Source organism: Microbacterium sp. Root61, assembly GCF_001427525.1.
In the GTDB taxonomy this organism is placed as follows: Bacteria; Actinomycetota; Actinomycetes; order Actinomycetales; family Microbacteriaceae; genus Microbacterium.
In genome coordinates this window covers 3,006,841-3,019,925 of sequence record NZ_LMGU01000001.1, presented here as the reverse complement: position 1 = coordinate 3,019,925, position 13,085 = coordinate 3,006,841, and the positions used below count along the sequence as shown (strand labels likewise).

General features: G+C 67.3%; 14 protein-coding genes. 8 read left to right on the top strand and 6 right to left on the bottom strand.

The annotated features are described in order from the left end of the window. The first annotated feature begins 1 nt into the window (after nt 1). The 3 genes from ASD65_RS14270 (at nt 2) to ASD65_RS14260 (ending at nt 3,293) form a co-directional block, all read left to right on the top strand. On the top strand, nt 2-1,171 hold the full coding sequence (locus tag ASD65_RS14270) for an acyl-CoA dehydrogenase family protein (protein WP_056223705.1): 1,170 nt from the start codon (nt 2-4) through the stop codon (nt 1,169-1,171). A gap of 37 nt (nt 1,172-1,208) precedes the next feature. Then, nucleotides 1,209-1,661, top strand: coding sequence for a MaoC family dehydratase (locus ASD65_RS14265; RefSeq protein WP_056223704.1), 453 nt, complete (start codon nt 1,209-1,211; stop codon nt 1,659-1,661). 108 nt (nt 1,662-1,769) lie between these two features. Next, the gene (locus ASD65_RS14260) at nt 1,770-3,293 is read left to right on the top strand and encodes an acyl-CoA synthetase (protein WP_056223703.1); all 1,524 of its coding nucleotides are present in this window, start codon (nt 1,770-1,772) and stop codon (nt 3,291-3,293) included. A 6-nt stretch (nt 3,294-3,299) separates the two neighbouring features. On the opposite strand, the gene ASD65_RS14255 is transcribed toward ASD65_RS14260, so the two are convergent. The 6 genes from ASD65_RS14255 to ASD65_RS14230 form a co-directional block, all read right to left on the bottom strand. Then, nucleotides 3,300-4,109, bottom strand: a complete 810-nt coding sequence (locus ASD65_RS14255; RefSeq protein ID WP_082561788.1) for a PaaX family transcriptional regulator — start codon at nt 4,107-4,109, stop codon at nt 3,300-3,302. Between the two features lie 41 nt (nt 4,110-4,150). After that, entirely contained in the window at nt 4,151-4,951 is an 801-nt protein-coding gene (locus ASD65_RS14250) for an ABC transporter ATP-binding protein (RefSeq protein ID WP_056223702.1), read from the bottom strand. Next, a complete protein-coding gene (locus tag ASD65_RS14245) occupies nt 4,944-5,768 on the bottom strand; it encodes an ABC transporter permease (RefSeq protein WP_056223701.1) in 825 nt (274 codons plus the stop codon). Before ASD65_RS14245 ends, ASD65_RS14250 begins: the two co-directional genes overlap by 8 nt. Next, nucleotides 5,765-6,565, bottom strand: a complete 801-nt coding sequence (locus ASD65_RS14240) for an ABC transporter permease (protein WP_156378885.1) — start codon at nt 6,563-6,565, stop codon at nt 5,765-5,767. Before ASD65_RS14240 ends, ASD65_RS14245 begins: the two co-directional genes overlap by 4 nt. 79 nt (nt 6,566-6,644) lie before the next feature. Beyond that, complete coding sequence (locus ASD65_RS14235) at nt 6,645-7,634, bottom strand: ABC transporter substrate-binding protein (RefSeq protein WP_056223700.1); 990 nt, start codon at nt 7,632-7,634, stop codon at nt 6,645-6,647. A gap of 222 nt (nt 7,635-7,856) precedes the next feature. Then, nucleotides 7,857-8,843, bottom strand: coding sequence for an ABC transporter substrate-binding protein (locus tag ASD65_RS14230; protein ID WP_056223699.1), 987 nt, complete (start codon nt 8,841-8,843; stop codon nt 7,857-7,859). Nucleotides 8,844-8,987: 144 nt separating this feature from the next. Between ASD65_RS14230 and ASD65_RS14225 the strand changes: the two genes are divergently transcribed. From ASD65_RS14225 to ASD65_RS14205, 5 genes are all read left to right on the top strand, one after another. Then, entirely contained in the window at nt 8,988-9,800 is an 813-nt protein-coding gene (locus ASD65_RS14225) for an IclR family transcriptional regulator (protein WP_056223698.1), read from the top strand. Between the two features lie 73 nt (nt 9,801-9,873). Then, on the top strand, nt 9,874-11,076 hold the full coding sequence (locus ASD65_RS14220) for a cytochrome P450 (RefSeq protein WP_200948675.1): 1,203 nt from the start codon (nt 9,874-9,876) through the stop codon (nt 11,074-11,076). Between the two features lie 10 nt (nt 11,077-11,086). Beyond that, nucleotides 11,087-11,410, top strand: coding sequence for a 2Fe-2S iron-sulfur cluster-binding protein (locus ASD65_RS14215; RefSeq protein WP_056223697.1), 324 nt, complete (start codon nt 11,087-11,089; stop codon nt 11,408-11,410). Between the two features lie 2 nt (nt 11,411-11,412). Then, entirely contained in the window at nt 11,413-12,645 is a 1,233-nt protein-coding gene (locus tag ASD65_RS14210) for an NAD(P)/FAD-dependent oxidoreductase (protein ID WP_162248509.1), read from the top strand. Continuing rightward, a complete protein-coding gene (locus tag ASD65_RS14205) occupies nt 12,642-13,085 on the top strand; it encodes an HtaA domain-containing protein (RefSeq protein WP_056223696.1) in 444 nt (147 codons plus the stop codon). Before ASD65_RS14210 ends, ASD65_RS14205 begins: the two co-directional genes overlap by 4 nt.

The following is a 13,085-nucleotide window of genomic DNA, read 5'->3' as shown; positions in this document are numbered from 1 at the left end:
CATGGATCTCATCAGCGATGCATACGGCTTCGCCGAACATCTCAGCCCCGCAGCCCGTGGCGTGCTGGCGGATCTCGACGACACCCTGACCCGCGACATCCGCCCTGTCCTGACCGACGCGTGGGAACGCGCGGAGCTGCCCGATGCGTTCGGCGACGCGCTCATCCCACTGGATCTCATGGACCCCGTCGAGCTGCGCGGCACCGGCGAGGCCGACACCACCCTGTTCGCCGGGTTCCGCAACTTCGTCCTCGCGCGCACTGACGCCTCGCTGGCGACCTGGTACAACGCGCAATCCGGTCTCTTCCGCACCACGGTGGGAATCGGCGGGTCCGCGGCACAGGCCGCACGGCTCGACCCGCTCATCCGCTCGTTCACGCTGAAGGGCACCTTCGCCTTGACCGAGCCCGAGCACGGCAGCGACATCGCCGGCGGACTGGCCACGACCGCCCGCCGCGACGGCGACACGTGGGTCCTCGACGGCGAGAAGCGCTGGATCGGCGGCGCGTTCGGCGCCGATGTCATCGCGGTGTTCGCACGCGACATCGCCGACGGGCAGATCAAGGCGTTCCTGGTCGCCCGGGACGCTCCCGGCATGACGCTTGAGAAGATCCCCCACAAGACATCGCTGCGCATCATGCAGAACGCCGTCATCACGATCGACGGCGTGCGCGTCGATGAGGCCGATCGACTGCAGAACATCAACTCGTTCCGCGACGTCGGAGGGCTCCTGCGCCGTATGCGCTCCGATGTCGCGTGGATCGCGACCGGCGTGCAGGCGGGAGCGTTCGAAGCTGCGCTGCGCTACGTCACCGAGCGGGAGCAGTTCGGTCGCCCCCTCGGCGGTTTCCAGCTCGTGCAGGAGAAGCTGGCGCGGATGCTCGGAAACGTCACCGCGTCACTCGGGATGGTCGTGCAGCTGTCCCGCCGTCAGGACGCCGGCCACTATCGCGACGAGGACTCGTCGCTCGCGAAGATGTGGACATCGCTGCGCGCCCGCGAAACGGTCGCACTGGCTCGAGAGGTCGTGGGGGGCAACGGCATCGTCCTCGAGAACGACGTCGCCCGCTTCTTCGCCGATGCCGAGGCGGTCTACTCCTACGAAGGCACCCACGAGATCAATGCCCTGATCGTGGGCCGGTCCCTCACCGGACGCTCCGCGTTCCTCTGAACACGTCATCCCTCATTCCCAACGAAAGGCAGCACCCATGACCACCATCGTCGCCTACGCCGACGCCGCAAAGCTCGCCGGCACCGACCTCGGCTGGACCGAGTGGCTCGAGGTCACTCAGGACCGCGTCCAGCTGTTCGCCGACGCGACCGACGACCAGCAGTGGATCCATGTCGATCCCGCACGCGCCGTCGAGGGCCCGTTCGGCGCCCCGATCGCCCACGGCTTCCTGACGCTCTCGCTCGCAGTGAAGTTCTGGTCCGAGCTGTTCGACGTCACCGATGTCAGCACCAAGGTCAACTACGGCCTCGACAAGGTGCGCTTCGTCTCGCCCGTCAAGGTCGGCGCGAAGGTGCGCATGAACGCCGTCATCGCCGAGGTGACCGAAGTCGCCGGCGGTCTCCAGTTCGCCGTCGACCAGACCATCGAGATCGAAGGCGGCACGAAGCCGGCCGTCGTCGCACGCGGCCTCTACCGCTTCTACGCCTGACACCTTCGTCTCGCCTCGCTCGCTCAGTGCCCGCTGGTTCCACCCCGGGTCGTTGAGCGGGCGAGGCGAGACGGAGCGCACCCGAACACCGCCTCAACGGAGAGAACGATGCACAACCACGGACTCGGTGCCTGGATGGCCAAGCGGCGACTGAAGTCGCCCGAGAAGATTGCGCTGATCTACGGGGACGATGAGCGCCAGACCTATCGCCAGCTGGCGGATCGCGCCGACCGCGTCTCGGCGCTGTTGTGGCTCCGCGGCGTCCGAAAAGGCGATCGCGTCGCCTTCATCGGCGAGAACAGTCCTGAGTTCCTCCATGTGCTGTTCGGAGCGGCGCAGCTCGGAGCCGTCTTCGTGCCGGTCAACACGCGGCTCGCGGCACCGGAGATCGCACACGTGCTGACCGATTCCGGCGCCCGGGTCCTGATCCACGACGCCGAGCTGACCGACCGGGTCGGCAATGGCATCGCCGCTGCCACGATCGCACACGTGATCGTCACCGGCGAGGGCACGGACGAGCGTCCCGGGCTCTCACGTCTGATCCGCTCGAGTACGGGCGGGCACACCGACGTCGAGGTGGCTCTGAGCGACCCCGCGGCGATCCTGTACACCTCGGGCACCACCGGCAAGGCGAAGGGTGCCGTGCTCACGCACGAGAACCTGACCTGGGTGTCGCTGAACTGCCTGGTGGACTACGACATCGTCTCCACGGATGTCGCGCTCATGATCTCGCCGCTGTTCCACGCGGCATCCCTCGGCATGGGGGCACTCCCGATCATGCTCAAGGGCGCCACGATCGTGCTCGAGAAGGGGTTCGAGCCCGGCCGCGCGCTCGAGCTCATCGAACGACACGGCGTCACCATGCTCAGCGGCGTGCCGACGACCTACCAGCTCCTGGCGGATCACCCGAACTGGGCCCGCACCGATCTGTCGACACTGCAGAAGCTGACATGCGGCGGGTCCGCCGTGCCCACCCGTATCCTCAACGCGTTCGAGGAGCGCGGGCTGTCGTTCTCGCAGGGCTACGGCATGACGGAGACCTCGCCGGGAGCGACGTCCCTCTCCCCCACGATGACGCGGCAGAAGCAGGGGAGTGTGGGCCTCGCCCACTTCTTCACCGACGTGCGCATCGCCGACGAGCACGGGGAGATGGTTCCGCGCGGCACCGTCGGCGAGATCGAGATCTCGGGGCCGAATGTATTCCCCGGGTACCACCAGCTGTCCGAGGCCACCGCCTCGGCGTTCTCGCCGGACGGGTGGTTCCGCTCCGGCGACATGGGCTATCTCGACGCCGACGGATACCTCTACATCTCCGACCGCCTGAAGGACATGATCATCTCCGGCGGCGAGAACATCTATCCGGCCGAGATCGAGAACCTCATCAATGACATCGACGGGGTCACCGGTGTGGCCGTGATCGGCGTCGTCGACCCGCAGTGGGGCGAGGTGCCGTGGGCGATCGTGACGGTGCGCGACGGCGCCGCAGCGACGACGGAGTCCGTCCGTGCCGACCTGGACGGCAAGCTCGCCCGGTTCAAACTTCCCAAGAAGGTCATCGTCGTCGACACCCTCCCGCGCACAGCGTCCGGCAAGGTGCGCAAGGCGGATCTGCGGGCCCGCTACGGCGGCTGACGCGCCTCAGACTCCCACGCGAGGCGCGACCAGCTGGGCGAACTGCTCAGCGGATCCCGCCGCAAGCGTAGTTCGACAGTGGTGGTAGGTCGCGACAGATCGGGCGGACGGCCAATCGTCGTCCATGAACTCGCGCGGTAGGCGCGGGTCAGCACGAAGCAGCGACAGCCAGTCGGCGACGAGTGCGGTTCTGACGGCCAGCGCCGCGCCGCTGAGCGCAGCGGGATCGGTCCACGTGGCGATGAAGTCGAGGTGGGCCTGACGGATCGCCTCGATGTCCCAGGCGGCGCGGACGGCGCCCGCGATGGAGAATGTCGGCAGCTCTCGGGCATGGAACGCCACGACGCTGTCGGCCGGCAGATCCGTGCGCAGCGGCTCCAGCGACGCGTCCAGGTCGACTGCACCGGGCGCGAGCCACAGGCCGTCCCGGATCGAGGCGAACCCCTCCCACGCCAGTGTCGAGCGCAGCCGGTGCCGCAGGGTGCGCTGCTCCTCGGGGATCGTGAACGTGACCAGCGTCCATCCCGTCCCCTGCGGGTCGAAGGGGTGGAGCCCTCGCACTCGGGCCGTCGCTTCGCGCAGCAGCACACCGCCGGCCTCCGTGAGCGAGAACAGGATCTCGCGGCCACTGCGCTCACGCGAGATGAGGCCGGTCTGCTCCAGCCGGTCCAGCGTCGCTCGCGTTGCGGGCGCCGCGATGCCGGCGCCCTCCAACACATCGATGAAGGCACTCGCCCGGATCGGGGCGACGTCCGCATCGACGACGAACTCTCCGAGGAAGGCGAGGAGAAGCTCCTTGGGTGCGCGCTTGCGCATGCCTGCCCTCTCCTCGGCACGTCGCACGCGAACTGCCGGTGTCATGCCGTCGGGCGTACGGCCTCGCCGCGCTTTGCTCGCTGAATCTGCTCGTACACGTGGGTGCGCAGCTCCGTGAAGCGCGGCAGCGCCCTCGTCGTGATCTGGTCTCGTTCGGGTGCCAGATCGATCGCCAGGTCTTCTTGCACCCAGGTCGGTGATTTGGACAGGACGACCACCCGTTCGCCAAGGTACACCGACTCATCGATGTCGTGCGTGACGAAGAGGATCGACATGCCCCGTTCGCGGTGCAGCGTGCGGACCAGGTCCTCGAGGTCGGCACGCGTCTGCGCATCGACCGCCGCGAACGGCTCGTCCATGATCAGGACTTCGGGCTGATACGCCACCGCGCGGGCGATGGCGACGCGCTGCTGCATCCCGCCGGACAGCTGCCAGGGATAGCTCTTGGACGCGTGGTCCAGGCCGACCGCCGTGAGCGCGTCGTCCACCAGACGGTCCCGGTCGGCGCGGGGCAGCTTCTTGTGCCGCAACGGCAGTTCGACGTTGCCGCGCACCGTCAGCCACGGGTACAGGCTTCGCCCGTATTCCTGGAAGACGAGCGCCATGTTCGGCGGCGGCCCGGTCACCTTCTTGCCGTCGAGCTCGACGAGACCGGACGTCGGTCGCAGCAGACCGGCGATGCACTTCAACAGGGTCGTCTTGCCGCATCCGGACGGACCGACGATGCAGACGAGCTCTCCGGAACCCATCGAGAAGCTGATGTCGCCGATCGCCTCGACATTGCCGGTCGACGATTCGTAGACCTTGTTCAGATGTTCGACCTTGAGCAGTACGTCAGGCACGTTCGACCTCCTTGATTCCGTGGTACCAGCGCAACACTCGACGCTCGGCGAATCCGAAGATCGCCGCGAGCAGCACACCGATGAGACCGAGGAGCAGGATGCCGCTCCACATCTCGGCGATGAGGTAGTTGCGCTGGTAGTAGAAGATTTGAAAACCGAGACCGGACGAAGATCCGAACATCTCGGAGATGACCATCATGATGAGCGCGATCGAGATCGATTGCCGCACCCCCGCCATGATGCGCGGGCTCGCAGCCGGAAGCACGAGATAGCGGATGCGTTCTGCTCGGGTGAGTGCGAATGACCGCGCTGTCTCGGTCATGACCGAATCCGTCGATCGCACGCCGTCGATGGTGTTCAGCAGCACCGGCCACACCGCACCGGCCACGATGACCGCGACCTTCATCGTGTCGGTGATACCCATGAGCAGCATCGCCACCGGGATCAGCACCGGTGGCGGGATGGCGCGGAAGAACTCCAGCAGCGGCTCGAGCAGCTCGCGCAGCCAGCGGACGAGACCGATCACCGCGCCCGCGGCGATACCGATCACGATGGACAGGATGATCGCCAGCGCCAGGCGGCCCAGGCTCGGAAGCACGTCGGTGAAGAACGCCGGCCCGATCCACGTGTCGACGAAGGTCTGGATGATCACGACTGGGGAGGGGAAGAACTTCGCCGGCGCGATCGTGGACCAGATTCCCCAGATCACGAGCAGCAGGAACGGCAGCCCGATCGCGTACGCGGTCGATTCGCCGACCTTGGCCCAGACGCGCGACGGACGACGCGGCGTGACGACGGTGCTGGTGTAGAGCGTCATAGGACCTCCTCCCCACGGACGGACTGATGCCAGGACAGTGACCGGCGCTCGATGAAGCGGAATACGAGATTGATGACCAGGCCCAGCAGACCCGTGACCACCACGAGCGCGTACAGCGCCACGGTGTCGCCGGCGTTGCGCGCGGTGTTGATCAGGCGTCCGAGGCCGGGGTTGGTGATGACCATCTCGGCGGTGATCGCAAGGATCAGCGCCACGGATGCGGCCAGCCTCAGCCCGGTCATGACGTACGGCAGCGCGGTGGGCAGCACGAGGTTGAACAGCCGCGATCCGCGGCCGAGACCGAAGCTGCGGGCCGTGTCACGAGCGACCGTATCGACATCGGCCACCCCGTAGAGCACCTGCACGAACATCTGCCAGAAGCTCGCGAAGACGATGATGACCAGCGCCGCCTGCATCTGCAGGCCGTAGACGAGGATCGCGAGCGGGATCAGGGCGACGGATGGGATCGGCCGGAGGAACTCGACGGTGGTGTGGGTCGCCCGGCGGAGGAACGGCACCAGGCCGATGACGGTGCCTAGGGAGACGCCGAGGACCGTGGCGATGAGCAGACCGATCCCCCACGAGGTCATGGTGTAACCGACGTTGCGCCAGAACTCGAGGTCGGTGAGCATCTGTGCGAGCCCGGCCAGGGTGTCCGTGGCGTATGGGAGGTACTGAGGACTGATGATGCCGAGCGTCGGAATCAACTGCCAGACGACGAGGAAGCCGACCAGTCCGGCAGCGCCGAGCGCGGCCTTGCGCAGGGTGCGCCGCGTGCGGGTCGCGGTGCGAGGCATGAGCATTCCGATCGGGTGGGGGCGGATGTTTACGGTGGCGTGCGGGATGCCTCGGTCCGAGGCATCCCGCACGGACGAATTACTGCAGCTGGATCAGCCGGTCGAAGTCCGGCACGGCCGGCAGGACGCCGTAGCCGACGGCGAGGTCGGCCAGTGTCTTGAGGTTGTCGACGTCCAACTCGGCGGTGAAGATCGGCAGGGTGATGCCGGCGGCCCCCGCCTCGGGGATCTTCATGTAGGTCACGATCGCGGCGCGCACGGCGTCCTCATTCGCGGCCGCCCAGTCCAAGGCCTCGGCCATCGCGTCCGCGTACGCCGTGACGAGCTCGGGATCGGTGTCGATCTTCTCCTGCGTCGTGATGTTGGTGAGCAGCGCAAGGCCGGGGATGGTCGCCTGGTACGGGTAGACGACGATGTTGCCGCCCGCGCCCGCGATCATCGACATGAACGGGTCCGGCACCCAGGCAGCGTCGATGTTGCCGGCATCCAGCTGTGCCTGCGCATCGGGGAACGCCACCTCGACGAACTCGATCGTCGAGGGGTCGCCGCCGTCGTCTTCCACGGCCTTCATGATGGTCACGTCGCCGGCGGCACCGAGGCTGTTCACCGAGACGCGCTTGCCTGCGAGGTCCTTCGGGCTCACGATGCCGGAGTCGGCCAGCGCGACGACAGCGTTGACATCCTTACCCGCGCTGACAGGCAGCGCGCTGGCGTAGTTGCTGATGATCGCGACGCCGAGGTCTTGCAGATCGGCGCGGAATGGGCCGAAGGGCTGGCCGATGGCGAAGTCGATGTCACCGCTGAGGAGGGCGGGGATCGCCTGCGCCCCTCCCTGGGCGGGGACGATCTCGACGTCGAGACCATGCTCTTCGAAGATGCCTTCGTCGATCGCGGCCCACAGGGCACCGGTCTCGGCGATGGGGAGTGCGGCGACGCGGATGCTCGTGAGTTCCGTGGGTCCGGCGTCGTCGGTGGGACTGGTGGAGGGCGCAGCACCGGAGTCGGTGCAGCCGGCCAGGGTCAGTGCGGCAACCGCGCTCAAAGCGATGGCGGCAAGAGCTTTCTTCATCGAATGGCCTCTCGTGGTGGGGATTTTCACACGTCGACAGCGCGACGATGAAGCCCCTTCCGTAACCACGGAGAAGAAGTCGGCACGCCAGTGTGTTGACCTAGTCAGCATGAGTCACCGTCCGCTCATTGTCAAGAAAACTGTGACGCTCGTCACGATTACTGTGAATAACAGTGGGGCCGCCGGGCCGCGAGTACACACCGTCACGACCCGGTCGCCCGACTAGCGCTGCTGGATGATCCGGTCGAAGTCCGGAGTCTCCGGCAGCACCCCGTAGGTCACTGCAAGCGCGGCGAGCTCTTCGAGGTCGGAACGCTTCAACTCGAAGGAGTACACCGGGAGCTTGATGCTGTCGGCGACCGCGTCGGGCAGCTTCAGGTTGTCCTTGATCGCCTGGCGAAGAGCCGGTTCATTGGTGTTCGCCCACTCCAGGGCCTCGGTCATGGCCGCAGCGAAGTCGTCGACCAGCTCCGGATCGGACTCGACGAGGGCATCCGTCGTGATCGTCGTCAACGTGGTCAATCCGGGGACCGTTTCCTGGAACGGATGCATGACGAAAGTGCCACCGGAGGCGACGTATCCCGACATGAACGGCTCCGGGACCCAGGCCGCGTCGATGTTCCCGGCATCGAGTTGACCGGCCGCATCAGGGAACGCGACCTCGACGAACTCGATCGTGGTCGGGTCACCGCCGTCGGCCGCGACTGCGCCCATGATCGTCACATCGCCGGCCGCGCCGAGACTGTTCACCGATACCCGCTTGCCGCTCAAGTCGGCAGGTCGAGTGATCCCGGAGGCCGCGGAAGCCACCACGCCACTGGTGTCCTGCCCGTCCGCGAAGCTCGGGGCGTAGTTGCCGATGATGACGACACCGAGATCTTGGAGGTCCGCGCGGAACGGGCCGAAGGGCTGCCCGATCGCGAACTGAATGTCGCCACTCAGCAGCGCGGGGATCGCCTGAGCGCCGCCCTGAGCCGGCACGACCTCAACCTCAAGGCCATGGTCCGCGAAGATGCCCTCGTCGATAGCGGCCCACAGCGCCGCAGTCTCCGTGATCGGGAGGGCGGCGACCCGTACCGAGCGCAGTTCCCCGTCTTCGCTCGACTCCGTGCTCGGGGCGGCAGTGCCGCCTGAGTCGGTGCACCCGCTCAACACCAGCGCAGCAGCGGCAATGGCCCCCACGGCCGCAAAAGCAAGACTCTTCTTCATTGATGTGCCTCTCGTCCTCGTGCACGCCGTTATGCACGAGGACGAGCTTCGGGGAATGTGAACCGACCCGATCGCCGACTCCCTATCATGAGTAGAAATTGACGACGACGGGCGACCGCGACCCCGCAGATCCTGGAGGATGGCATGGCCCGTTCATCGGCCGGAGAGTCATCCCTCAGCCGCGCAGTGCGCGTCTTCGAGACCTTCGACACAGGTGTCCGCGACCTCAGCGCGACACAGATAGCCGAAAAGTCGGGCATGCCGTTGTCCACAACGCATCGGCTGCTCGGCGAACTCGTCGAGCTCGGCCTGCTGGAGCGTCTCCCCACCCGCCGCTACCGGATCGGCCTGAGAATGTGGGAGTTCGCGGTCCGCACGCCCGGAGCGCTCGGGATCCGAGAGATCGCGATGCCCATCCTCCGCGCGACGCACGCGGCGATCGGTCAGAACCTCCAGCTCGGCGTCCTGCACGACGATGAGGTGCTCTACCTCGAACGACTGTCGGCACCGCGCTCGGCCGTGAACTTCGTCGTGGTCGGCGGCCGCATGCCCTTCTACAGCACGTCGAGCGGCCTGGTCCTGGCGGCGTTCAGCGACCAGGAGACGCGCGAGAGCATGCTCCGCCAACCCCGCGCGCCGTTTGCGTTCGCCCCGCTGCGCTCGCCCGCAGAGATGCGGCAGGACCTGAAGACGATCCGTCAGCAAGGCTACGCGGTGACCAAGGGATACATCGATCCAGCCGCGACGGCGATCGCAGTGCCGGTCCTGGGAATCATGGGCAATGCCGTCGCCGCCATAAGCGCGATCGTGCCGAGCGAAGACCCGCGTGAAGAGCAGGTTCTCTCGGTGCTGCTGCCTGCGGCCCGGGCGATCGGGTCCGCGCTCAAGCGGCACTATTCCGGATACGGGGATTCGGTCGCGCGCGCAGCGGGTTCTCCGCATCAAATGGAGAACTGACCCGGGGGCCACGGCCGCGTTCTAGCGTCTCACTGTCGCACCGCCGCGACACGGACACAGAGTGGAGTCCACCGTGAGCATCACCATCGAGTCGGTCGCAGCAGGTCTGCCGACGGTCACCGGGATCGACCCCGTCGAACTGCGCGCGGACCCGTATCCGATCTACGCCGCACTGCGGCGAGAGGCTCCCGTCGCCTGGGTCCCGTCCGTGCGGAAGGTGCTCATCAGCGACTTCGCCGGCTGCGTGTTCGGCGAGCAGAACCCCGAGATCTTCTCCTCCCACGTCACCAACGCGCACATGATCCGTGCGATCGGCTCCCGGCCGATGGTGCGCAAGGACGACCCCGAACACGCAGCGGAGCGGGGTGCAGTCAATCCGACGCTGCGCCCGAAGAAGATCAGCGCACTGTGGAACGGGATGTTCGCCACCAACGCGGACGCGGCCCTGGACCGACTCGCCGACGTCGACGCGGCGACACCCGACCTCAACCGCGACTTCGCCCGCCCGCTCGCTGCCAAGAACCTCATCGATCTCATCGGGTATCGCGACGTCGACGTCGACACCTTCGCGCGGTGGTCCGCCGACTTCATCGCCGGATCGGGCAACGTTCTCGAGGAGCAGTCCATCTGGGATCGCTGCGACCGGTCGCGCACGGAGGCGGACGCCGTCCTGGACGACCTCCTCCCCTACTTGCTGCGGCATCCGGACGACTCGATGGCGTCGCTGCTGCTGCACGGTGGAATGTCCGAAGAAGCCGTACGCGCGAACATCTATCTCACGATCTCCGGTGGGGTCAACGAACCCCAGCACATGGTGACGAGCATCGCACTCCTCCTGGACCGCCACCCCGAGATGCGCCCCGCCGTCGATGCCGACCCCGCCGAGTGGGGAGCCGTGTTCGACGAGACCGTGCGGTACTACACCCCGATCGGCATGGTCACCCGCGAGACGAAGCGGGATGTGACCGTGGCGGGGGCGACGATCCCCGCGGACAGTCAGATCGGGCTGATCCTCGCATCGGCCAACCGCGACGGCAACGTCTTCCACGATCCCGACGCGTTCCGGGTCGGTCGCGACGAGCACCGACACCTCGGGTTCGGGAGCGGCACCCACATGTGTGCCGGCAAGTGGGTCGCCGAATCATCCATCGGCCGCATCGCGATGCCGGCACTGTACCGACGGTTCCCCGGTCTCCGGGTCGACGAATCGCGCGACGTCACATGGGACGGGTGGGCGTTCCGCGGAATCACCGCCCTGCCGGTCACCTGGAACTGAGAGGTCGACGATGACACGCGTTGAATATGTTCACCCCGACGGCACGCGGACGGTGCTGGATGTCCCCGACGGCACCAGCCTGATGCGCGCAGCAGTCACCGCCGGTGTCCCAGGCATCGTCGGAGAATGCGGTGGCCAGGCGATGTGCGCCACATGCCATGTCTATGTGAGCGACCTCTTCCGCAATCAGCTCCCCGTGGTCAGCGAGGACGAGGACGAGATGCTCGACAGCGCCGCCGCAGAGCGCACCGAGCGCTCGCGACTCTCCTGCCAGCTGCGCGGATCTGCGCAATGCGATGAGCTGGTGGTCGAGATCCCGTCCGTGCAGGTGTGATCGTGTCCTCGGAGAACTCCACCGGGATTGTCATCGTCGGCGCGGGACACGCCGGCGTCGAGGCGGCGGATGCTCTGCGACGACAGGGCTGGCACGGCGCGATCACCCTCCTCGACGAGCAGGAGGATCTCCCCTACCAAAGGCCTCCGCTGTCAAAGGAAGGCCTCATCTCATCGGACGAGGCGTTGCCGCTGCGTGCGGAGAGCCACTACGCCCAGGCCGGCATCGAGCTGCGCCGGGGAGCCTCCGTCGGAGCGATCGATCGTCTCCGCCGCGAGGTCGTGCTGAGCGACGGGACGCGGCTGCCGTTCGGCCGGCTGATCCTGGCGACCGGATCCGAGCCCGCTCGATTGCCGTTCGCCGCACAGGACAACGATGTGCGCATCCTCCGGTCGCTGGCTGATGCCGCCACCCTGCGGACGCGACTCGCCGGCTCGCAGAGCGTTCTGATCATCGGCGCGGGGTTCATCGGTCTCGAGATCGCGGGGGTGGCGCGCGGCATGGGTGCAGCCGTCACCGTCATCGGTCGCGGAGCGCAGGTGATGCCCCGATCGCTCAGTGCGGCGATGGCTTCGGTGATCGCCGACCGACACTGTTCCGCCGGCATCGACGTGCGCCTGGACACCGAAGCGTTGAGCGTCGCATCCCTCCCCGACGGCAGTACCGCGGTCATGTTGAGCGATGGATCCACAATCGAGGTCGACACCGTAGTCGCCGGCGTCGGCGTCGCGCCACGCACACGGCTCGCGGCGGAGGCCGGACTCCACGTCGAAGATGGAGTCATCGTCTCGACGGAACTGCGCACGAGCGATCCGCACATCTTCGCGATCGGAGACTGCGCCGCGATCGCCTCCGCGTCGGGTCGGCCGATGCGCCTCGAATCCGTGCAGAACGCCACGGACCAGGCGCGCCACGTCGCCGCCGTCATCACGACGGGAGCAGGCGACTACGACGAGGTGCCGTGGTTCTGGTCCGTGCAGGGGGGCATGCGCCTGCAGATCGCCGGGGTGGGCGGCGCCGACGATCGGTGCGTCCTGGTCGGCGATCCGGCTGGTCGCCTGTCGGTGCTGCGCTTCGCGGAGGGTGCGCTCGTGTGCGTCGAGTCGGTCAACGATGCGGCATCGCATCTGGCCGCGCGGCGGCTCCTGGCCTCGAACACGGGTCTGCGGGTGGAGGACGCCCTGGAACCCGACTTCACCCTGCGCGACCGCGCGCGCACCCTCGTCGACCGATGACCGGCATGCTGCGGTGGGGGATCAAGCGGAGCCTGCTCGACTACGTTCGCCGATTCGACGGCGGCATCGTCCACGCCGGTGCGCACGCCGGTGCTGATGGCCGGACGGTGTTCCCTGCGGACCCATCGGCACCTGAGGAATGGGACGGATGCGGCGTCCTGGCAGCGTTCTCCGGCGCCGTGCAACTGCGCGCCCACGGCGGGCTGCTCGCCCTGGACATCGCCGAACCCTGGATCGTCCTGCGCGGTGACACCTCGCTGCTGACGATCGCGGACCCGGATGATGCTCGCGGCCGGAGCGGATTCGTCGTCCTCGTCGATGCCGCACCGTCCGTCGAGTGGCGGGGCGTGAGCGCGACGGTGCTCACCGCCGACGGTGCCGATCAGTTCCTCGGCACCTACCGCGCGGGCACCGGGTTCGACCCGGTCGAGATCGGCTGA